This window comes from Tatumella citrea (genome assembly GCF_002163585.1).
Classification (GTDB): domain Bacteria; phylum Pseudomonadota; class Gammaproteobacteria; order Enterobacterales; family Enterobacteriaceae; genus Tatumella; species Tatumella citrea.
On the sequence record NZ_CP015579.1, the window covers coordinates 1,750,815 to 1,771,215 of the forward strand.

Below are 20,401 nucleotides of genomic sequence, written 5' to 3' on the forward strand. Positions count from 1 at the left end.
CCTTCATAAATGATCCCCGCAGGGAAAACCTCTGTTAAGGAAATTGCCGATGCTCAAAGAAAACTTCAACGAGTTACAAATCTTTCTTGTGGTGGCAAGAGAGCGAAGTTTTACTAAAGCTGCAGGTAAACTTGGTGTCTCGCAGTCAGCACTGAGTCATGCGATAAAGGCACTGGAGGAAAGGCTAAATATTCGCCTGTTAACCCGTACCACCCGTAGCGTTGCACCGACAGAAGCCGGTGAGAGAATTATTGCCTGCCTTGAACCGCGTATTGCAGACCTTGAACAGGAACTGGAATCACTGGTTCAGTTGAATGGTATTGCATCCGGAAATATTCGTTTATCTGCCGGGGAGCATGCAGCCCGAAGTGTGGTCTGGCCGAAGTTAAAACCATTTCTGCGGGAATACCCGGAAATCAATGTTGAACTGTTGGTGGATAACGGTTTCGTCGATATTGTTGAGGGACGTTTTGATGCAGGGATCCGGCTGGGTGAAAGCGTGGATAAGTACATGATAGCTGTCCGGATTGGACCGGATATGCACATGGCGGTGGTCGGTGCTCCGTCCTATTTTGCTACCAATCCTGTCCCTGAAACACCACACGAACTACAAAATCATCGCTGTATCAATATGCGCTTGCCAACTGCTGGTGGGCTTTACCACTGGGAATTTGAGAAAGAAGGGAAAGCGTTACGGGTCAGAGTTGTAGGGCAGGTGACCTTCAATTTACTGACAGAAAGGATTGATGCCGCCTTATCCGGTTTTGGCATCGCGTGTATACCTGCGGACAGGGTGCAGGATTATATCAATTCGGGTGAGTTGATTCAGGTTTTGCAGGACTGGTGTCCTTCTTTCCCCGGATATTATCTTTATTACCCCAGCCGTAAACAACATCCTCCTGCTTTTGCATTAATGATTGATGCCCTGAGACATTCTGAATAAAAACACTTAACTGACTCTCAGGATAAAAAGGCCTTTCCGTTTTACCAGAAAGGCCGGATTAATTTGACGGATGGTTAAGTGATAACTGAAATCTTAAGGAGCCAGCTGTTTCACAGGGCGGACCAGTATTTCCTGCACCAGAACCCGCGGATGCTGTGCAAAAGCATAAACTAACGACTGAGCAACATCTTCTGGTGTCAGAGCATCCAGACTTTCCCGACGGGAATCCAGATCTGTTTTGGACACATTATGGCCAAACTCAGTCCATACAGCACCAGGCTCTATCAGCGTGATGCGGATTCCCTCAGCCCCGACTTCTTTACGTAATGCTTCATGAAAACCGACGACCGCATATTTGGTAGCGCAGTAAACAGACCAGCCCTCAACACCATAACGGCCACCGGTACTCGAGACAGAGGCAATCATCGCCCCGGTACGACCGCTCATTAAGGGGAGTGCAGCAGCGGTACAATCCATCAGGCCAAGTACGTTGGTTTCCACCATGGTACGCCAGTCATCAGGCTGACTTTCCACAAACGGACTAAAGATACCCAGACCCGCATTATTAAACAGCAGGTCCAAACCGCCGAAACGGTTTTTTATCTCAGAAAACAGGGCAGCAACCTGCGAACGGTCAGTGATATCGCAGGCTATCGCGATTGAACCATTGCCTAACTCAGAAGCAAGCATTTCAATCGCGTCAATCCGACGCGCAGCAAGTATTACCTGAACGCCTTCACTTGCCAGTAGACTCGCTGTTGCAGCACCAATCCCACTGGAAGCACCGGTGATTAATGCAACCTTGCCTGTCAAATCCTGCATTTTCATCTTTGTCACCTTATCATTCCGGGGAACCGCTGCCAGTGATTAACGGCCTACGCGAGCCTGATGCTCAGGCGAGTAACGTTCCCCGACGATTTTAATCGTTTCGAGTGCCTTGGTTATCTGCCGTGAATCATCCTGCGAAAGAGTAATTTCAACAGCCGCCAGATTTTCCTCTAACCGGTGTAGTTTAGTGGTGCCCGGTATGGGAACAATCCACGATTTTTGAGCCAGCAACCATGCCAGTGCGATTTGTGCAGATGTCACGCCTTTCTCTGTGGCCAGTTCACCCAACAATGTGACCAGCTTTTCATTGGCTTCAATGGCCTGTTCGGCAATACGCGGCACGGTGCTGCGGTAATCATCCTTACCAAATATCGTTCCTGGCTTAATCGAACCGGTCAGGAAGCCTTTACCCAATGGGCTGAAGGGAACAAAACCAATCCCCAGCTCTTCCAGCAACGGCAGAATTTCCTGCTCAGGCTCGCGCCACCACATAGAGTATTCACTTTGCAGTGCAGTGACTGGTTGTACGTCATGCGCACGACGAATAGTTTTCGCACCAGCTTCAGAAAGACCAAAATGCTTAACTTTACCTTCAGCGATCAGGTCTTTCACCGTACCCGCAACATCTTCAATCGGAACATCCGGATCGACGCGGTGTTGATACAACAGGTCTATAACATCAGTCTTAAGACGGCTTAATGACCCTTCAACAGCTTTACGGATGGACTCCGGACGGCTGTTTAAAATCTGCTGTTTGTTGTCCGCACCAAAGGTAAAACCAAATTTTGTTGCGATAACCACCTGGTCGCGATACGGTTTTAAGGCTTCACCGACCACTTCTTCATTAAGAAAAGGGCCATACACTTCAGCGGTATCGAACAGCGTGACACCACGCTCCACCGCTGAACGGATAAGCTCAATAGCCTGCCGCGTATCAGTAGCCGGGCCGTAGCCGTGGCTAAGTCCCATACAACCGAGACCTAAAGCAGAAACTTCCAGACCAGAATTACCCAGATAACGTTTTTTCATTGAATGAACACCTCATTTATCGTGGATTAAACATCGAGTTTGCGGCCAGTCAGCCATTCCACCATTGCCGGATCACGGTGAGAGAAAAAGGCGCTGGCAGCTGTATCGAGAGCGGTAATCTGCAACATATCTTCGGAACTGAGTTCAAAATCGAGGATGTTGATGTTCTCTTCCATGCGCTCTTTACGAACCGATTTCGCCAGCGAAATGATGCCTCGCTGGAAAATCCATCGCAGTACGACCTGGCCTACGCTTTTTCCGTACTTCTGACCAATTGCAGTCAGAACGGGATGCTGGAACAGGCCATTTTTACCCTCAGCAAACGGTGCCCATGCTTCCGGCTGAATGCCGTGGCTTTGCATCCAGGGAGCGGCCTGCAACTGCTGGTTGAAGGGATTGACTTCAATCTGGTTTACCGCCGGAGCCACTTTGTTAAAAGCAATAAGATCAGCCAGTCGGTCAGGATGGAAATTACTGACGCCAATAGCACGGATTTTTCCGGCCTGATGCAGTTCTTCCATAGCCCGCCATGCACCATGTACATCACCATAGGGTTGGTGAATCAGGTACAGGTCAACGTAGTCAAGTTGCAGGCGGTTCAGAGATCGTTCGAACTGCGCCTTCGCGCCTTCGTAACTGGTATCCTGCAACCAGAGCTTGGTGGTGATAAACAGTTCGTTACGTGCTATACCGGCCTGTTTCAGCGCGTTTCCGACCTGAGTTTCGTTCTGGTAAGAAGCGGCAGTATCAATCAGGCGGTATCCCGTTTCGATGGCATCAGTCACTGCTTTTTCGCATTCAGCGGCATCAGACATCTGAAACACACCAAAGCCCAACAGGGGCATTTCAATACCGTTATTCAGTGTTACCGTTTGCATGGCGTTATCCTTTAGCTGTTGTGTAGGAAAAGCATAACGCACAGGGATTTAGTTGATTAGACGGGGTAATTAGCTAGGGTTTATTAAAGGGGTTCATTAATAGAGGGTGGGGGATGGTCGGCTTTGTGCCGGGAGCGGACGTTTAATATGAACTCTTATGCTAGATTAATCAGGTTCTGACACGATAAATCTGGGACTGCAAGGAGTCATGGGTGGAAACATTTACAGTACGGCACTTAGTTGAGAGTGATCTGGACGATTTCAGGAAATTGAGGTTGGAGGCTTTACGGCTTCATCCTGATGCCTTTGGCGCATCTTATGAAGAATGCAACCAGAAACCACTGCAGTTCTTTGCCGAACAACTACGAACCAGTCATATCTTCGGCGGTTTTGATGTTCACAACACCTTGCAGGGTATGATTGGCGTGAACAGGAGCCCACTACCAAAGATGAGTCATATCGCGAATATCTGGGGGATGTATGTTCGTGCCGGGAAGAGAGGTTCTGGCCTTGCAGCCAGACTCATGGATACGGCGCTGGAAGCAGCCAGTTCAGCTAAAACAATAAAACTGTCAGTAGTTACAACTAACCGGGCTGCATATGCGCTTTATCGTTCCTTCGGATTCACAAAGTGGGGGACTGATATTTCTGCGCTATGTGTTGATGGGGAGTTTTATGACGAATTTCTGATGAGACGTGACTCATAGAGGGCTAATGTCCGCTTTTTGCTTTAAACAGACCATCACACCCCCATTTTATTTTTTTTGATAAAACTGATGGTTGTCTTGTGCCTTTACTGATGAAGGCTCAATACTCGCTATTCCTACTCCAAATTTTTCTCTTTCAGGAACTGCGTCACTAAATCAGCAATCTGCACATTATTTAAATCAGAGAACGGAAAGTGGGTATTACCTTTGATCCCAACCTCAGGCAGATGCGTTACTGTGACATCCCCACCATGTTTATTGGCTACATCAAGCCATTGACGAGCCATCGCCAGGCGCCCCCGCCAACTGTCCTGCGCAGGCATGGTGACAGGTTTATCTGGTATGTTATCGCCGTATATAATCAGAATCGGGATTTTGGTCAGCGCCATAAACTGCTTTATCCCAACAGGTTCACCCTCCAGCGTATCAAATGCGCCGGGCATAGGAGCGGGAGGTAATCCCCAACCAGACTAACCAGGGGCTTTTAGATATCTGACGTGCCTTTACTTTCACAATGTCCACTCCTGGCACAGGGCTGCAGTTGCAGCCCTGACATACTCAGATACGCTATTTCCTTTTAATGGCAGGGTAACGAACAGTACTGCTGCATTTCTTATGACTGGTAAAAGCTGAATTACCTTTATTTTTATATCAGGTCATTGCCCCGGGCTGATCTTTAACTCCTGGCGAAAGACAGTAAATCAGGGTTAATTTTTTCAGGATTGGTCGCGAACATTCCATGCGGCAAACCCGGATAGGTTTTTAGGGTGCCATGCTTCAATAATTTGACTGATTTATGGGCGGAGTCGTCAATTGGCACTATCTGATCATCTTCGCCATGCATCACCAATACCGGCACAGTGATAGCTTTCAGGTCTTCAGTAAAGTCAGTTTCTGAGAATGCAGCAATACAGTCGTACTGCGCTTTAGCACCGCCAGCCATTCCCTGACGCCACCAGTTGTTTATCAATCCCTGGATGACTTTTGCGCCAGGGCGGTTGAAGCCATAAAATGGTCCTGCTGGCACGTCGATATAAAACTGCGCACGATTAGTTGCCAAAGCAGAACGGAAACCGTCAAATACTGTCAGCGGTAAGCCTTGCGGATTGGCGGGGGTTTTAAGCATTATTGGGGGTACTGCACCCATTAAAACAGCCTTAGCGACCCTGCCTTTCTCAGCATGAGCGACATAACGCGCCACTTCGCCACCGCCGGTAGAGTGGCCAATGTGAATGGCGTTCTTCAAATTCAGCACTCTGGCAAGTTCGGCCACGTCCGCCGCATAAGTCGTCATATCGTTACCGGTATCTGTTTGATCGGAACGTCCGTGACCGCGGCGGTCATGGGCAATAACGCGATAACCTTCAGATAAAAAGAACAGCATCTGATTGTCCCAGTCGTCAGCACTTAACGGCCAGCCATGGTGGAAGACGACAGGCTGTGCACTTTTTGGACCCCAGTCTTTGTAAAAAATACGGGTGCCATCTTTGGTAGTAATGATGCCGTTACTCATAGGAATATCTCCTGAAGTTAATGATAATAAGGTTATACCCTGGGCGAGGGATGTGTGAGAGAGCCCAATACTTGCCGACAGTGTGCTGCCAAGGATCAACAGTTCACGCCTTGATATAGGTAACTTTTCAATTTCTGCGCCTGACATATGCGCTCCTTTACTATTTTTAAGGTCATCTTAGTGATGGCTTGTTGAACACATTGTCAGGCAATACGTAAGCGGATACACTTGTCATATATGACATTATAAGTGTTAAAAGTGACAAAAATGAATTCTGTAAAAAGTACGGTAGTCGCCGAAATTGGGCTGTTAATTTACCGGGACTGTCAGCTCGCAGCCGTGTACGGACTAACCGACATGTTCAGGATAGCCGCTGAGTGGGCTGAGAGCATTTCTGGAGAGGATCGCAAACTGGCGATACGCGTTTCGCATTGGCAGGTAAATGAAGGGATTGATACGGTGGAATGTGTCTGGGACAGCCATCCGGATGAACCTCACCGCATAAGCTATCTGGTTGTACCGCCAAGTCTGGTGATGCCCGCGCGGATGACATCAATGAAGGTGCCTGCTGACTGGATGAGCATACTCTATGATCAAGGTGTTGTTCTGTGTTCCGTTTGTGCAGGTGCATTTGTTCTGGCAGAAACCGGGTTAATTAATCACCGCCGGGCAACAACGCACTGGGCCTTTGCGCAAACATTAGCCGACCGTTTTCCAGCGATAGACGTTGTTGCGGAGAAAATGGTTATCGACGATGGCGATATAATTACCGCTGGCGGCATTCTTGCCTGGATAGATCTGGGGCTAACGTTGATTGAGAAAATATCAGGAACCAGCACAATGATTGCCACTGCCCGATTTTTGCTGGTCGATCCCCCAAGACGTGAACAAAGTCCTTATAGCGTATTTATCCCTAATTTTGAGCATGGCGACAGCAAGATTTTGCTTGTCCAGCATCACTTACATGCCTGCTATTCCGAGCAGCACAGCATTGAAACGCTAGCCGCACGGGTGTCCTTGTCACCCCGGACCTTTCTCCGCCATTTCCAGAAAGCGACGGGATTAAGGCCGACGGATTATTTACAACAGGTCAGGATAATGAAAGCGCGGGACGCGCTGGAGCTTACAGGGCGTCCTGTTGATGTGATTGCGTGGGAAGTGGGATACACCGACTCTTCAGCCTTCCGCAAGATCTTCCGCAAAATTGTGGGCGTGACGCCTGGCCAGCATCGGCAACGTTTTAGCACTGATTGATTTGTTGCTATTGTTTTAAACCAGGGTGGCCAGCCTGATAAGGTTAGGCGAGGAGCGCTTATCGTTTATCGGGGTTTCCCAGCCATCCTGTGTGCAAAGCACTGTAATATTGCGCTAGTTCAGAATCGCCTGTTCTTATGACTACCCAAAACGCTCACGTTGTAAGCTTCACCTTTGAGTGATGTCGGCTCATGGCACATAGCGGACGCTAAGGAATCCGTTTTGTCCCCGGTGTACTTTCCAGTTTTGGTTGTATTCAGCCTTCGCGTGCCGGTTTTCTATGCAACACCCAACAAAAAATCCACGCCTGAGCGTGGATTTTCGTAATTCAGCCTGACTGCGCAAAAAGCTATCCTTTCGCGCAGCTTTGGAAATCAGACATTAAACAGGAAGTTCATAATATCGCCGTCTTTGACGATATACTCTTTTCCTTCGGCGCGCATTTTGCCGGCTTCTTTGGCACCTTGTTCACCTTTGCAGGCTACAAAGTCATCAAAGGCGATGGTCTGGGCGCGGATAAAGCCTTTTTCGAAGTCGGTGTGGATTTTACCGGCAGCCTGTGGGGCGGTAGCGCCGACAGGGATGGTCCAGGCACGGACTTCTTTAACACCGGCAGTGAAGTAGGTCTGCAGGTTAAGCAGGGCATAACCGGCGCGGATGACGCGGTTCAGACCAGGTTCTTCCAGACCCAGTTCGGCCATAAACTCTTCACGGTCAGCGTCGTCCAGTTCAGCGATATCAGATTCAACCGCCGCACATACCGGAACGACTACAGAACCTTCCTGATCGGCAATCTCACGTACTTTATCGAGGAACGGGTTGTTCTCGAAACCATCTTCGGTGACGTTGGCAATGTACATGGTCGGTTTCAGGGTCAGGAAACTCAGGTAGCGAATCAGCGCTTTTTCGTCTTCATCCAGGCCCAGGGAACGCAGCATACCGGCGTTTTCCAGTTGTGGCAGACATTTTTCCAGAACTTCCAGCTCAGCTTTAGCGTCTTTATCGCCGCCTTTAGCTTTCTTCTGTAAACGGTGAATCGCACGCTCACAAGTGTCCAGGTCAGACAGGGCGAGTTCGGTGTTAATCACTTCGATATCGTCGGCAGGGCTGACTTTGCCGGCAACGTGAATGATATTGTCATCTTCAAAACAACGAACCACGTGACCGATAGCTTCGGTTTCACGGATGTTGGTCAGGAACTGGTTACCCAGGCCTTCACCTTTGGAAGCGCCTTTCACCAGACCGGCGATATCGACAAATTCCATGGTGGTGGCGATGGTGCGCTGCGGTTTTACGATTTCTGCCAGCTTGTCCAGACGCGGGTCAGGCATGGGAACCACACCGGTATTGGGTTCGATGGTACAGAACGGAAAGTTAGCCGCCTCGATACCTGCTTTGGTCAGCGCGTTAAACAGGGTGGATTTACCAACATTTGGCAGGCCCACGATACCGCATTTAAATCCCATGCTTGAGTTACCTTATAACGTTTTGGCGGCTGCATATCAGGCAGCCGTCGGATCTGTAAAATTTCGCCGCATTATACACACAACCGGCCATGAAGGCGCGGATTTCCGGCAGGGTTCAGCCGGCTTTAAATGCGTGCAGGCGATTCATCGCTTTCAGGAGATCGTGTTTTAGCCACACTTCGGTACAACGTGCCGCTTCATCAATCGCCTCATCAATGAGTTTCTGTTCACTCTGCGGTGGCTTGCCGAGGACAAAACCGGTGACTTTATTACGATCGCCCGGATGACCAATACCGATGCGCAGGCGGTGAAAGTTAGGGTTGTTGCCCAGTTTACTGATGATATCTTTCAGCCCGTTATGGCCACCGTGTCCGCCACCCAGCTTAAATTTTGCGACGCCTGGTGGCATATCCAGTTCATCATGAGCCACCAGAATCTCTTCGGGGGCAATACGATAAAAGGTAGCCATCGCAGCAACAGCTTTACCACTCAGGTTCATAAAGGTGGTGGGTACCAGCAGACGGACGTCATTACCGGCCAGGTTCAGCCGCGCGGTATAGCCATAAAATTTAGGCTCTTCCTTTAATGACTGATTATGCCGTTCTGCCAAAAGATCCAGGTACCAGGCCCCTGCATTGTGCCGTGTAGCGGCATATTCCGCACCAGGGTTTGCCAGTCCCACAATCAGTTTAATGCTGCTCACTATGTCGTTCCTGCCGTGATTACAAAACGCTATTTTACTGTGTGACTGTCAGAAGCACAAAGGGCTGTGACGATCGCATGAAATGTTCATTAACTTCCCGGTTTGTGATCTGTGTAGCAGTGTGTTGTAAAGTTGTTAATTAAAATTTTATTTAATTGTTCAACTGTTTCGCAGTGTGGGGAGAGACATCATGAAACATAAACAGTGTCTGATGTACGGAAATACATTAATGGGTGCAGGACTGGTGGTCATTCTTGCCGGAATCGTGGTGGCGGTACTGAATCAGCTGCCATCCATTCACTTGCCGGATTTGGTGGTAGGACTGGCTATTTTTGCTATTTTCCTTGGGGCTTTGTTGTGGCTGACCGGTGCACAGTTAGGCGGTCGCGAAAAAGTCTGCGACCGCTATTTTCTGTTACGCTACAACGGCTGTAAGTTACATCCTCGCCATAAATAATTGGAAACACACACGGTTACGTCCGCTGGTTTTCGCCTTGTACAGAGCAAAATCAGCGGTTTCCAGCAGGCTGTTGACTGCAGGTTTCTGATGATCGACGATCGAACCGGTGGTAAATCCAATACTTACTGTATATGGGATCTGGCTACTGAGTGACTGTTCTGCCGCCTGACGAATTTGTTCACATAGCTCACCAGCCTGTTCCTGGCTGAGTAACCCGATTGCCGCAAATTCCTCGCCACCGAGACGTGCAAAGCACAGGTGCGGAGGGATTTTCTCACTGACTCGCTGACAAAAATCCAGCAGTATTTCGTCGCCTTTGAAATGACCGTGGGTGTCATTAATTGATTTAAAATGGTCCAGGTCAAAAATAATGGCAGTGCAGGGCCGTTGCTGGCTGCGTCTGATAATTTCAGCAGCCACCAGATATAACCCTCGCCGGTTTAAAGTATTAGTCAACGGATCAATCTGCGACATCCGATCCAGTTTCAACTGGCTGCGTTCATTCACCATTGCCAGCAGAGTAAAGGATAACCCGATAATAAATAAAATAGACTCAAGAATAACGTATAAAGAAAAATGGCTGCCGGCAATAGCTCCGTTACGGTTGTCTGGCGCGAACTGATCAAACAACAGACGGGCGAACTGAAATAACAGATGAATAGAGACCAGTATAATCGCTGGCCAGAAAGTGGTTTTAATTATCTGCCTCAGGCGGCACAGCTCAAAAAAGAAGGCAGCACTGTACAGACCGCAAAGCAGTGTAATAGTGACAATGCGTGACGGCAAATTATGATAAAAAGCGGGGTACAGACAGAATACCGGCCAGAGCAGGCAACTGCTTAGCCACAAATAGCCGACCGGGCGTTCCCCCAGCGAACGCAGGATGTTAACCATCAGGCCATAGCTTAGTAACAGTAAGCTGTTGGAAACAACTACTGGCAGAAAATGGTAACCTTTGTTGCGCAGGCTGCTGAGAAATACTGCACTCATAGTAATAGCCAGAATTAATGCCATATGTCCCAGCTCTCGTTGGCGTTTTCCGCCAAGCCAGGCAAAAATATAAATAATAGTCAGAAAGCCCAGAATATATAATTCACAAACAAACAGTGTATAAATATCGAGTAACATATACATTCCCCGAATAAAGCGCTAAATAAAACCGTACGCTAATATAAGTAAATCATCTGACTTAATATCTGACAGATGGATTCTTTAGTTATTCCCGGCAAGACATTACAATAGAATATTAAAATATATGCATCGGAAGAGATTTTTTATTATTAACAGACAGGTAACACAGTCATTTGCAATCAAAAAGACCGGGCACGAAGCCCGGTCCTTTACTCGTCAATGAATAAGCAGTAATTAGTGCTCAAACATCGCCGAAATAGATTCTTCATTGCTGATACGACGAATCGCTTCAGCCAGCATACCGGATAATGTCAGAGTACGAACATTCGGCAGTGCTTTAATTTCCGGAGACAGTGGAATCGTGTCACAGACCACGACTTCATCAATCACTGAGTTACGCAGGTTTTCCAGCGCGTTTCCGGAGAAGATAGGGTGAGTCGCATAAGCAAATACACGCTTGGCACCACGGTCTTTCAGTGCTTCAGCCGCTTTGCACAGCGTGCCTCCGGTATCGATCATATCATCGACCAGAACACAGTCACGGCCGGCAACATCACCAATAATGTGCATGACCTGAGAAACGTTTGCCCGTGGACGACGTTTATCGATAATGGCCATATCCGCATCGTTCAGCAGCTTAGCGACTGCACGGGCGCGCACTACACCGCCGATATCCGGAGAAACCACAATTGGATTTTCCAGATTTAACTGCAGCATATCTTCCAGCAGAATCGGGCTGCCGAAAACGTTGTCTACCGGTACATCAAAGAAGCCCTGAATCTGCTCGGCATGCAGGTCTACCGTCAGAACACGGTCAACACCAACGCTGGACAGGAAGTCGGCGACTACTTTTGCTGTAATGGGGACACGCGCAGAACGAACGCGACGATCCTGGCGGGCATAACCAAAGTAAGGGATAACTGCGGTAATACGACCGGCAGAGGCACGACGCAACGCGTCAACCATGACCACCAGTTCCATCAGGTTATCGTTAGTTGGCGCACAGGTGGACTGAATGATAAAAATATCACCACCACGTACGTTTTCATTAATCTGAACACTGACTTCACCATCACTGAAACGGCCGACAGCGGCGTCCCCGAGGTTAGTGTAAAGACGGTTGGCTATGCGTTGCGCTAGTTCCGGGGTGGCGTTACCAGCAAAAAGCTTCATATCGGGCACGAGAAAAACCTCAGGCTTTACGTCCAGAGACCCCTCTGCGCGGTGTCGCAGAGCAGGTTCACACAGGTGTATAAATGCGATACGCGCAGTATCTGGAACAGGTTGATACTGTCACGCACACGCTGATCACTCAGATAACATTGTTTGTAGCGGTGAAGTATTCACTCCACGCGCAACAAAAGCCGTTATCCACTCAGGAGCGAGTTCAAGAACCTGCCGGGCAGCTTCCTCGGTGTCGAACTCGGCAAACACACAGGCGCCGGTCCCGGTCAGGCGTGATGGCGCGTATTCTAACAGCCAGACGAGCAATTCATCAACCTTACGAAAACGTTTTCTTACGACTGGCTCACAATCATTCAGCCAGTTGCTATTCATTAGCTGGTTTAATGTCCGGTGCGGGCTGTCACGGGTCAGCTGTGGATCACCAAATACCAGCGGGGTAGGGATACTTACCCCGGGATGTGCAACCAGATACCATTTCTCCGGAGGAGTCGCCGGGTGAAGTTGTTCACCGACACCTTCGGCAAAAGCGGCAAATCCGTGGACAAACACCGGCACATCGGCGCCGAGCTGCAGCCCCAGTTTTGCCAGAAATTCCGCGGAGTATCCGCATTGCCATAGGTGGTTGAGTGCTACCAGCACCGTGGCCGCATTCGATGACCCCCCCCCCAGACCACCGCCCATCGGAATTTTTTTCTGCACCGCAAATACAGCACCGGCACTTTCGGCCACCCGGTTTTCCGACAGCGCAGCAGCTTTGAGTAAACGTGCTGCACGAATAATTAAATTATCCTCATCGGCCACCGAGTCAACCGGTTGTGCCATTACCAACTGACCGTTGCTGGTAACTTCAATCTCAAGGCTGTCACCATAATCCAGAAACTGAAACAGAGTTTGCAGGTTGTGGTAGCCATCACTGCGTTGCCCGGTAATATAAAGGAACAGATTAAGTTTTGCCGGGCTGGGCCAGGTCGTCATCATGGCAATTTCCAGCTATCCATACGCAGTTTGATGGTTAAATCTCCGGTGGTGACTTCCAGATCTGCTGGCAGAGCTGGTTTCACATCCTGACGATACGCATTTATCGTCACATTCCAGGTCTGACCGTCCTGAGTATAAGTGGCAGTGCGCAGCTGGTAATTATCGTTCAGGGTATAGCTGCTGGCTGAACCTGGCAGACCCAGCATCCACTGACGCAGGTTCTCCAGTGGGATTTTCATCCCGGTCAGCTCAGAAATCATTTTGGTCGCATCATGGCTGAAATAGCGTTTACCGGTGTTATCCACCAGTTGTACGGTCCCGCCCTGAGTATCCAGCTGCATTTCGGTACTGCCCAGCGGGTTAGTTAACAGCAAGCGGTAGCGATCACCGGCGGTTTGCTGCCAGTTATAACGGGCATAGACTTTTTGCTGTGCAGACAGATAAGCAAATGCGCCTCTGGTCTGGAACGCGGTTACCTGTCTGACTTCACTGACATGTTGCTTCCATTGTGCGGAATCCGGGCTTTTACCAGGGCCCTGCGGGGCGGTTGTTACACAGGCGGTTAACAGCAGGCTGGCAAAAGGTAACAGCCGAACCAACCGGCGGGTATTAGTTAATCTCACGTAGTCATCTCCTCAGACCCGGATTTTACTGCAGATGGGCTAAACGCTACCGTCCCGGCATTTAACCGTCAATGCTATTCAGGGATTATTGTGTGGCATCAGGTTAATCTTATTACAGTCATAGCTTTTGTATGGCTTTTCTTGATCTGACTCATCTTGTAGAATGGTTGTATAACCCTGACATTATTGGGACAACCCAACCACAATCGCCATGACGCTTCTAGCACTCGGAATCAATCACAAAACGGCACCTGTCGCGTTGCGCGAACGGGTATCTTTTGGGCCGGACACACTTGATAAAGCGCTGGACAGCCTGTTATCACAGCCAAAAGTACAAAGTGGCGTGGTACTCTCAACCTGCAACCGCACTGAGTTATACCTGAGTGTGGATGAAAATGATGATATTCAGGAACAGCTGGTGCGCTGGCTGTGCAGTTATCATCAGCTGAAAGAGGAAGATGTCAGGCAGAGCCTGTACTGGCATGAAAATAATGCCGCAGTCAGCCATCTTATGCGGGTGGCCAGTGGCCTCGATTCGCTGGTGTTAGGTGAGCCGCAAATCCTCGGGCAGGTTAAAAAAGCCTTTGCTGAGTCACAACGCGGCCATGTGCTGAACAGCGAACTGGAACGGATGTTCCAGAAAACTTTCTCGGTAGCCAAGCGGGTTCGTACTGAAACTGAGATCGGTGCCAGTGCAGTGTCAGTGGCGTTTGCTGCCTGTACGCTGGCGCGGCAGATTTTCGAATCACTGTCTAAAGTTACGGTATTACTGGTTGGGGCAGGGGAAACAATTGAGCTGGTGGCTCGTCATCTGCGTGAGCACCAGGTTAAAAAACTGATTATTGCTAACCGCACCCGTGAGCGTGCGCAACGGCTGGCAGAAGAAGTGGATGCCGAGGTGATCGAAATCGGCGACATTACGTCACGCTTACAGGATGCCGATATTATTATTTCTTCCACCGCCAGCCCGCTGCCTATCATCGGTAAAGGCATGGTGGAAAGCGCACTGAAAGCCCGGCGCAACCAGCCGATGCTGCTGGTGGATATTGCGGTACCACGCGATGTGGAACCGGAAGCGGGTAAGCTGGCGAATGCCTATTTATATACCGTAGATGACTTACAGGCGATTATTCAGCAGAATATGGCCCAGCGTGAAGCTGCGGCCGTTGAAGCCGAAAGTATTGTGGTCTACGAAAGTGGTGAGTTTATGTCCTGGCTGCGCGCGCAGTCAGCGGTAACTACCATTCGTGATTATCGTTCTCATGCGGATCAAATCCGTGAAGAACTGGAATCACGCGCGATGCTGGCTCTGGAACAAGGACAGGACGCTAAAAAAGTCCTGCAGGATCTGGCCCATAAACTGACCAATCGCCTGATTCACGCCCCGACGAAATCCCTTCAGCAGGCTGCCCGCGACGGGGACGATGAACGTCTGCAAATTTTACGTGACGGTCTCGGCATTGAATAATGCCGGGCCGCCCTTTTCTGTGAATGGATAAACCTCAAATACATGAAGACATCAATTGTTGCCAAACTCGAAGCGCTGCAGGAACGCCATGAAGAAGTAGAAGCGTTATTGGGGGATGCCGGGGTTATTGCCGACCAGGAGCGTTTTCGGGCACTGTCCCGTGAGTACGCTCAGTTAACCGACGTGACCCAATGCTTTCGCCACTGGCAGCAGGTTCAGGAAGATATTGAAACCGCAACACTGATGCTCGATGACCCGGAAATGCGCGATATGGCGCATGATGAACTGCAGGAAGCCAAAAGTCGCAGTGAGAGCCTGGAACAGGAATTACAGGTTCTGTTGCTGCCAAAAGACCCGGACGATGAACGTCCTTGTTTCGTAGAAGTTCGTGCCGGTACCGGTGGTGACGAAGCCGCGCTGTTTGCCGGTGATCTGTTCCGCATGTACAGCCGTTATGCCGAAACCAACCGCTGGCGGGTTGAAATTGTCAGCGCCAACGAAGGTGAGCATGGCGGTTATAAAGAGGTGATTGCCAAAATTGCCGGTGATGGTGCCTATGGCCGGCTGAAATTTGAGTCTGGCGGACATCGCGTACAACGTGTCCCGGAAACCGAGTCACAGGGGCGAATTCACACCTCGGCTTGTACTGTCGCGGTTATGCCGGAGATTCCGGAAGCAGAACTGCCGGAAATTAACCCGTCAGACCTGAAAATTGATACTTTCCGTTCTTCAGGAGCGGGTGGTCAGCACGTTAACACCACCGATTCAGCCATCCGTATTACCCACCTGCCAACCGGCATTGTGGTGGAATGTCAGGATGAACGCTCGCAGCATAAGAACAAGGCCAAAGCACTGTCAGTGTTAGGGGCGCGTATCCATGCCGCTGAAATGGCACGCCGTCACGAAGCAGAAGCTTCAGCACGACGTAACCTGCTGGGCAGCGGCGACCGTTCTGACCGCATTCGTACTTATAACTTCCCACAGGGCCGTGTAACCGATCACCGGATTAACCTGACGATTTATCGTCTGGATGAAACGATGGAAGGCAAACTGGACAGCCTGATTGAACCTATTGTTCAGGAGTATCAGGCGGATCAGTTAGCTGCACTGGCAGGCCAGGATTAATGCGCATTCGCGACTGGCTGGCACACAGCCGTGTGGTTTTGCAACACAGTGAAAGCCCGAAACGGGATGGCGAAATCCTGCTCGGTTATGTGCTGGAAAAGTCCCGCAGCTGGCTAATCGCGTTTGATGATACCATCTTAACCGCCTCCCAGTTGGCGCAGCTGGATGAGCTGTTGAACCGCCGGCAGCAGGGCGAGCCGGTGGCTCATTTATTAGGTGAGCGTGAATTCTGGTCACTGCCGTTAAAGGTCAATAACAGCACCCTGATCCCTCGTCCGGATACCGAAGTACTGGTCGAAGTCGCGCTGGAATTACTGCCGGAAACACCCTGTGAAGTGCTGGACCTGGGGACCGGCAGCGGCGCGATTGCTCTGGCGCTCGGTTCAGAACGTCCGGACTGTGTGGTTACCGGTGTGGACCGGGTCGCAGAGGCGGTGGAACTGGCACAACAAAATGCGGCACAGCTGGCATTAAACCATTGCCATTTCAGGCAAAGTAACTGGTTCAGCCAACTACCCGCCAGCCGCTATCAGCTGATTGTCAGCAACCCTCCCTATATCGACGCTGATGATTACCACCTGCAACAGGGCGATGTGCGTTTTGAACCCCTGAGTGCGCTGGTGGCTGAAGAAGGGGGGCTGGCAGATTTACGACACATTATTGAACAAAGCCGCGACTGGCTGCACTCTGACGGCTGGCTGGTCCTTGAGCATGGCTGGCAGCAAGGTGAGGCAGTGCGCCAGTTGTTGCAGCACAGTGGCTACCGGCAGGTCGCAACCCGTAATGATTATGCAGGTAACCCGAGGGTTAGCTATGGTCAGTTTATTTCCGAACCGATGGCAGGATAAATGAGCTCTCTTTATACGCCGGTACTGACATTGCATATGATCACCGTTTTTCTGACGGTGATTTTGTTCGTCAGCCGTTTTTACTGGAAAACCGTCAATTCTGCGATGATGCAGCGTCGCTGGGTGAAAATCACCCCACATATTAATGATACGTTGCTGCTGCTGAGCGGGGTGTCACTGATTTTTATCACCCACTATTTTCCGTTTACTGAAGATGGTGGCTGGCTGACCGAAAAAATATTTGCGGTAGTTCTGTATATCGGCTTAGGATTTATCGCCTTTGGCGGTCGTGATTTTTCGCAGTTTACCCGCGGAATTGCATTTTGCGCCGCTCTGTTAATGCTGGGGATCATTCTCTGGCTGGCGATAAACAGAGTGCCGCTACTGGGGATGTTATGAGTTCCGCAACCGATTTTGATTTTACCGACTGCTCACTGTGTGAAGCGATGATCAGGGTGATGCAGCAGATACGCACTGATTTTCCGTCAGAAAGCGTGCGGCAGCAGCTGGCGCAGATGGTGGATGAAGCCCGTGTTCATCTGGCGCAGGAAACCGACGCAGAAAAACAGCTCGAACAACTGATGGAACTGTTCTACGGGCCGTGGGGCTTTGGCGGCGCCAGCGGGATTTACCGGTTATCTGATGTGCTGTGGCTGGATAATGTGCTAAAAACCCGTCAGGGCACGGCAGTGTCGCTGGGTGCATTGTTGCTCTATATTGCCGGTGAATTATCACTGCCGTTGTTACCGGTGATTTTTCCGACGCAACTGATTGTGCGCGCAGACTGGGTGGACGGTGAGATGTGGTTAATCAATCCATTCAACGGCGATACTCTGGATGAACATACTCTGGATGTCTGGGTCAAAGGCAGTATGGGGCCGACCTCCGCGTTGTATGACGAGGATCTCGATGAATCGGAAGTCTCTCTGGTGATCCGTAAAATGCTCGATACCCTGAAGGCCTCCCTGATGGATGAGCAGCAGCTTGAACTGGCGTTAAATGTCAGTGGAGTGTTACTGCAACTGGACCCCGAAGACCCTTACGAAATACGTGACCGTGGACTGATTTACGCACAGCTTGAGTGTGAACATATCGCACTGAGTGATTTGAATTATTTTATTGAACAGTGTCCTGAAGATCCTGTCAGTGAAATGATTAAGGTGCAGATCCACGCCATTGAAAATAAACAAATCACGCTGCACTAAGCCGTGTTGATATCAGTAACTAAAGGAACAACGGTATGACAGAGAAAGTAGTCTCTATTGGTGACATCCGGGTAGCAAATGATCTGCCATTTGTGTTGTTCGGTGGTATGAATGTTCTCGAATCCCGCGAACTTGCCATGCGTATCTGCGAACACTATGTCAAAGTCACCGATAAGCTTGGCATCCCATACGTATTTAAAGCGTCTTTCGATAAAGCAAACCGTTCCTCTATCCATTCTTATCGTGGCCCGGGCCTGGAAGAGGGAATGAAGATTTTTGCTGAGCTGAAAAGTACTTTTGGCGTGAAAATCATTACTGATGTGCATGAAGCTGCACAGGCTCAGCCAGTTTCAGAAGTGGTGGATGTGATTCAGTTGCCGGCGTTTCTCGCCCGTCAGACTGACCTGGTAGAAGCTATGGCTAAAACCGGTGCCGTGATTAACGTTAAAAAGCCACAGTTCGTGAGCCCGGGACAGATGGGTAATATCGTCGATAAATTTGCCGAAGGCGGCAATGACAAAGTGATCCTTTGCGACCGTGGCAGCAACTTTGGTTACGATAATCTGGTCGTGGATATGCTGGGCTTTAATGTGATGAAGAAAGTGACCAATAATTCACCGGTTATTTTCGATGTCACTCATGCATTGCAGACCCGTGACCCGTTTGGTGCTGCATCGGGTGGGCGTCGTGCTCAGGTAGCTGAACTGGCGCGTGCCGGGATGGCAGTTGGTATTGCTGGTTTGTTTATTGAAGCTCACCCGGATCCGGATCACGCTAAATGTGACGGTCCTTCTGCACTGCCGCTGGATAAGCTGGAACCATTCCTGGTGCAGATGAAAGCCATTGATGAACTGGTGAAATCATTCCCTGCTCTGGATACCAGCCGCTAATTTCGCTGGCTGACTGATTTTATAGTTAAATTGTTCAACTCAATTGTTTAACTATATTGTTTAACTACAGCGACAGCCTGTCTGTCGCTGTAGTCTTTTCTGAGCCTCTTCGCTGATCTTTGTTCACATCGTCCTGAAAATGTCAGGCAGATTCCCGTATTCAGTCTTCAATCATTAGCACAGCATTTGAGCAATGACGGCTGAGGGAGGGCAACTGCGTTAACCATTACTGACTAATGACCGATGGATTTAGCCGCCGCCTCTTTGACTAGTTTATCGATATTGCCGGAAGTCCGTTGCTGGTCGACAAATTTATCCAGTAATGCCAGGTCGGCAGCAGAGATATCTTTGCGCAGACCAAAGCCAGCTGGTAACGGAGACAGCGCCGGTTTAGGTTCATAGACAGCCAGATTTGCCGGATGCGCCGCCACTACAATCATATTGGTGCCTATATCATCGGCATAAACATCAGCACGGTGCGACAGAAGTGCCATTGTGGCTTCCTGGGCTCCTGGCAAACGCATAATATGTGCTTTTTTCAATGTCTGAGTGACAGTTGAGTCGGCAATCGACCCTGACATTACTGCAACTGTCAGATCAGGGCGGTCAAAATCTGCGACGCTATCGGGCTTCGATAATTTTGAATTATGTTTGTCATACGAGAAGGTGACGCTGGAATAGATAACCGGAGAAGAGAATTCGATACTTTTCTCACGTTCAGGGGTCTGCGACAGAGACATCCCCATATCCCAGCGATTGGCCTGAATACCCGCGACCATGGTATCCCAGGTGGTGTTGACCATCTCAGCCTTTACATGCAACACGTTAGTGGCAAATTCCTGACAAAGCTGAACAAAAGGGCCGCCCCATTGCTGCGTCAGCGGGTCATGAATGATATACGGTGGTGTTACGGCTGTGGCACATTTCAGTACCCCGCGCGCTTTTACCTCCTTCCATAAATCATAGTTACCCTGCGCCTGTGCCGGAGCAGCAATCAGATAACCGGCCATCAAAGTAGTGCATAGCAGTGAACCGTACTTCAGAATGCGGGTGAAATGAGTTTTCATTGTTTTTCCTCGGCGTTAACGTGATGACGGATGATAGTTTTTCGGGCTATGTTTGCTGAGTCAGCGCGCTGGCAGCAGGCTTTCGTCGGCACAATCTCTG

21 protein-coding genes and 1 pseudogene are annotated in these 20,401 nt (G+C 49.8%); 10 read left to right on the forward strand and 12 right to left on the reverse strand.

The features are described 5' to 3' along the window. The first annotated feature begins 49 nt into the window (after positions 1 to 49). Positions 50 to 943, forward strand: a complete 894-nt coding sequence (locus tag A7K98_RS08345) for a LysR family transcriptional regulator (protein ID WP_087488135.1) — start codon at positions 50 to 52, stop codon at positions 941 to 943. A 93-nt stretch (positions 944 to 1,036) separates the two neighbouring features. On the opposite strand, the gene A7K98_RS08350 is transcribed toward A7K98_RS08345, so the two are convergent. The 3 genes from A7K98_RS08350 to A7K98_RS08360 are packed head-to-tail and all read right to left on the reverse strand — an operon-like array spanning position 1,037 to position 3,678. After that, positions 1,037 to 1,771 carry an SDR family oxidoreductase gene (locus tag A7K98_RS08350; protein ID WP_087488136.1) on the reverse strand — a complete coding sequence of 245 codons (735 nt, stop codon included), beginning with the start codon at positions 1,769 to 1,771 and terminating at the stop codon, positions 1,037 to 1,039. Between the two features lie 39 nt (positions 1,772 to 1,810). After that, the gene (locus tag A7K98_RS08355) at positions 1,811 to 2,800 is read right to left on the reverse strand and encodes an aldo/keto reductase (protein ID WP_087488137.1); all 990 of its coding nucleotides are present in this window, start codon (positions 2,798 to 2,800) and stop codon (positions 1,811 to 1,813) included. Between the two features lie 26 nt (positions 2,801 to 2,826). Next, a complete protein-coding gene (locus tag A7K98_RS08360) occupies positions 2,827 to 3,678 on the reverse strand; it encodes an aldo/keto reductase (protein WP_087488138.1) in 852 nt (283 codons plus the stop codon). Positions 3,679 to 3,890: 212 nt separating this feature from the next. Between A7K98_RS08360 and A7K98_RS08365 the strand changes: the two genes are divergently transcribed. After that, on the forward strand, positions 3,891 to 4,385 hold the full coding sequence (locus tag A7K98_RS08365) for a GNAT family N-acetyltransferase (protein ID WP_157665908.1): 495 nt from the start codon (positions 3,891 to 3,893) through the stop codon (positions 4,383 to 4,385). Positions 4,386 to 4,501: 116 nt separating this feature from the next. On the opposite strand, the pseudogene A7K98_RS08370 reads toward A7K98_RS08365, so the two are convergent. Both A7K98_RS08370 and A7K98_RS08375 read right to left on the reverse strand, forming a co-directional pair. Further along, positions 4,502 to 4,837, reverse strand: a pseudogene (locus A7K98_RS08370) (alpha/beta hydrolase); the annotation flags it as partial. A 224-nt stretch (positions 4,838 to 5,061) separates the two neighbouring features. Then, positions 5,062 to 5,898, reverse strand: coding sequence for an alpha/beta fold hydrolase (locus A7K98_RS08375; protein ID WP_087490424.1), 837 nt, complete (start codon positions 5,896 to 5,898; stop codon positions 5,062 to 5,064). A 267-nt stretch (positions 5,899 to 6,165) separates the two neighbouring features. On the opposite strand from A7K98_RS08375, the gene A7K98_RS08380 reads away from it, so the two are divergent. After that, the gene (locus A7K98_RS08380) at positions 6,166 to 7,152 is read left to right on the forward strand and encodes a GlxA family transcriptional regulator (RefSeq protein WP_087490425.1); all 987 of its coding nucleotides are present in this window, start codon (positions 6,166 to 6,168) and stop codon (positions 7,150 to 7,152) included. A 374-nt stretch (positions 7,153 to 7,526) separates the two neighbouring features. On the opposite strand, the gene ychF is transcribed toward A7K98_RS08380, so the two are convergent. Together ychF and pth are read right to left on the reverse strand one after the other, a co-directional pair. Further along, positions 7,527 to 8,618 carry a redox-regulated ATPase YchF gene (gene ychF / locus A7K98_RS08385; RefSeq protein WP_087488140.1) on the reverse strand — a complete coding sequence of 364 codons (1,092 nt, stop codon included), beginning with the start codon at positions 8,616 to 8,618 and terminating at the stop codon, positions 7,527 to 7,529. A gap of 115 nt (positions 8,619 to 8,733) precedes the next feature. Beyond that, positions 8,734 to 9,321, reverse strand: a complete 588-nt coding sequence (pth, locus tag A7K98_RS08390; protein ID WP_087488141.1) for an aminoacyl-tRNA hydrolase — start codon at positions 9,319 to 9,321, stop codon at positions 8,734 to 8,736. Between the two features lie 190 nt (positions 9,322 to 9,511). Between pth and A7K98_RS08395 the strand changes: the two genes are divergently transcribed. After that, positions 9,512 to 9,778: a DUF2583 family protein gene (locus A7K98_RS08395; RefSeq protein ID WP_087488142.1), complete on the forward strand. Its 267-nt coding sequence runs from the start codon at positions 9,512 to 9,514 to the stop codon at positions 9,776 to 9,778. On the opposite strand, the gene A7K98_RS08400 is transcribed toward A7K98_RS08395, so the two are convergent. The 4 genes from A7K98_RS08400 to lolB all read right to left on the reverse strand — a co-directional run bounded on the left by A7K98_RS08400 (position 9,758) and on the right by lolB (position 13,698). Continuing rightward, positions 9,758 to 10,909, reverse strand: coding sequence for a GGDEF domain-containing protein (locus tag A7K98_RS08400; RefSeq protein WP_087490426.1), 1,152 nt, complete (start codon positions 10,907 to 10,909; stop codon positions 9,758 to 9,760). The genes A7K98_RS08395 and A7K98_RS08400 overlap by 21 nt on opposite strands. Positions 10,910 to 11,146: 237 nt before the next feature. After that, complete coding sequence (gene prs / locus A7K98_RS08405; RefSeq protein WP_025901877.1) at positions 11,147 to 12,094, reverse strand: ribose-phosphate diphosphokinase; 948 nt, start codon at positions 12,092 to 12,094, stop codon at positions 11,147 to 11,149. A 126-nt stretch (positions 12,095 to 12,220) separates the two neighbouring features. Next, entirely contained in the window at positions 12,221 to 13,075 is an 855-nt protein-coding gene (ispE, locus tag A7K98_RS08410; protein WP_087488143.1) for a 4-(cytidine 5'-diphospho)-2-C-methyl-D-erythritol kinase, read from the reverse strand. Further along, positions 13,072 to 13,698: a lipoprotein insertase outer membrane protein LolB gene (gene lolB / locus A7K98_RS08415; protein WP_087488144.1), complete on the reverse strand. Its 627-nt coding sequence runs from the start codon at positions 13,696 to 13,698 to the stop codon at positions 13,072 to 13,074. The genes ispE and lolB overlap by 4 nt, the downstream gene beginning before the upstream one ends. A gap of 211 nt (positions 13,699 to 13,909) precedes the next feature. Here lolB and hemA point away from each other — a divergent pair, with 211 nt between their 5' ends. The 6 genes from hemA to kdsA are packed head-to-tail and all read left to right on the forward strand — an operon-like array spanning position 13,910 to position 19,234. Beyond that, complete coding sequence (hemA, locus tag A7K98_RS08420; RefSeq protein ID WP_087488145.1) at positions 13,910 to 15,166, forward strand: glutamyl-tRNA reductase; 1,257 nt, start codon at positions 13,910 to 13,912, stop codon at positions 15,164 to 15,166. Between the two features lie 42 nt (positions 15,167 to 15,208). Then, the gene (prfA, locus tag A7K98_RS08425; protein WP_087488146.1) at positions 15,209 to 16,291 is read left to right on the forward strand and encodes a peptide chain release factor 1; all 1,083 of its coding nucleotides are present in this window, start codon (positions 15,209 to 15,211) and stop codon (positions 16,289 to 16,291) included. Then, positions 16,291 to 17,139 carry a peptide chain release factor N(5)-glutamine methyltransferase gene (gene prmC, locus A7K98_RS08430; protein WP_087488147.1) on the forward strand — a complete coding sequence of 283 codons (849 nt, stop codon included), beginning with the start codon at positions 16,291 to 16,293 and terminating at the stop codon, positions 17,137 to 17,139. Before prfA ends, prmC begins: the two co-directional genes overlap by 1 nt. After that, entirely contained in the window at positions 17,140 to 17,538 is a 399-nt protein-coding gene (locus tag A7K98_RS08435; protein ID WP_087488148.1) for a SirB2 family protein, read from the forward strand. After that, on the forward strand, positions 17,535 to 18,344 hold the full coding sequence (gene sirB1, locus A7K98_RS08440) for an invasion regulator SirB1 (protein WP_087488149.1): 810 nt from the start codon (positions 17,535 to 17,537) through the stop codon (positions 18,342 to 18,344). Before A7K98_RS08435 ends, sirB1 begins: the two co-directional genes overlap by 4 nt. Positions 18,345 to 18,379: 35 nt before the next feature. After that, positions 18,380 to 19,234 (forward strand): 3-deoxy-8-phosphooctulonate synthase, encoded by an 855-nt coding sequence (kdsA, locus tag A7K98_RS08445; RefSeq protein WP_087488150.1) that lies wholly within the window; start codon positions 18,380 to 18,382, stop codon positions 19,232 to 19,234. 233 nt (positions 19,235 to 19,467) lie between these two features. Here the strand turns inward: kdsA and A7K98_RS08450 are convergent, their stop codons facing one another. Further along, positions 19,468 to 20,301 (reverse strand): substrate-binding periplasmic protein, encoded by an 834-nt coding sequence (locus A7K98_RS08450; protein ID WP_087488151.1) that lies wholly within the window; start codon positions 20,299 to 20,301, stop codon positions 19,468 to 19,470. Between the last annotated feature and the right edge of the window lie 100 nt (positions 20,302 to 20,401).

Bases quoted from the DNA above. Each gene is read 5' to 3' on its own strand.
- A7K98_RS08345 (WP_087488135.1), top strand. From the start codon at position 50: ATGCTCAAAGAAAACTTCAACGAGTTACAAATCTTTCTTGTGGTGGCA.
- A7K98_RS08350 (WP_087488136.1), bottom strand. From the start codon at position 1,771: ATGAAAATGCAGGATTTGACAGGCAAGGTTGCATTAATCACCGGTGCT.
- A7K98_RS08355 (WP_087488137.1), bottom strand. From the start codon at position 2,800: ATGAAAAAACGTTATCTGGGTAATTCTGGTCTGGAAGTTTCTGCTTTA.
- A7K98_RS08360 (WP_087488138.1), bottom strand. From the start codon at position 3,678: ATGCAAACGGTAACACTGAATAACGGTATTGAAATGCCCCTGTTGGGC.
- A7K98_RS08375 (WP_087490424.1), bottom strand. From the start codon at position 5,898: ATGAGTAACGGCATCATTACTACCAAAGATGGCACCCGTATTTTTTAC.
- A7K98_RS08380 (WP_087490425.1), top strand. From the start codon at position 6,166: ATGAATTCTGTAAAAAGTACGGTAGTCGCCGAAATTGGGCTGTTAATT.
- ychF (WP_087488140.1), bottom strand. From the start codon at position 8,618: ATGGGATTTAAATGCGGTATCGTGGGCCTGCCAAATGTTGGTAAATCC.
- A7K98_RS08395 (WP_087488142.1), top strand. From the start codon at position 9,512: ATGAAACATAAACAGTGTCTGATGTACGGAAATACATTAATGGGTGCA.
- A7K98_RS08400 (WP_087490426.1), bottom strand. From the start codon at position 10,909: ATGTTACTCGATATTTATACACTGTTTGTTTGTGAATTATATATTCTG.
- ispE (WP_087488143.1), bottom strand. From the start codon at position 13,075: ATGATGACGACCTGGCCCAGCCCGGCAAAACTTAATCTGTTCCTTTAT.
- hemA (WP_087488145.1), top strand. From the start codon at position 13,910: ATGACGCTTCTAGCACTCGGAATCAATCACAAAACGGCACCTGTCGCG.
- prfA (WP_087488146.1), top strand. From the start codon at position 15,209: ATGAAGACATCAATTGTTGCCAAACTCGAAGCGCTGCAGGAACGCCAT.
- prmC (WP_087488147.1), top strand. From the start codon at position 16,291: ATGCGCATTCGCGACTGGCTGGCACACAGCCGTGTGGTTTTGCAACAC.
- A7K98_RS08435 (WP_087488148.1), top strand. From the start codon at position 17,140: ATGAGCTCTCTTTATACGCCGGTACTGACATTGCATATGATCACCGTT.
- sirB1 (WP_087488149.1), top strand. From the start codon at position 17,535: ATGAGTTCCGCAACCGATTTTGATTTTACCGACTGCTCACTGTGTGAA.
- kdsA (WP_087488150.1), top strand. From the start codon at position 18,380: ATGACAGAGAAAGTAGTCTCTATTGGTGACATCCGGGTAGCAAATGAT.
- A7K98_RS08450 (WP_087488151.1), bottom strand. From the start codon at position 20,301: ATGAAAACTCATTTCACCCGCATTCTGAAGTACGGTTCACTGCTATGC.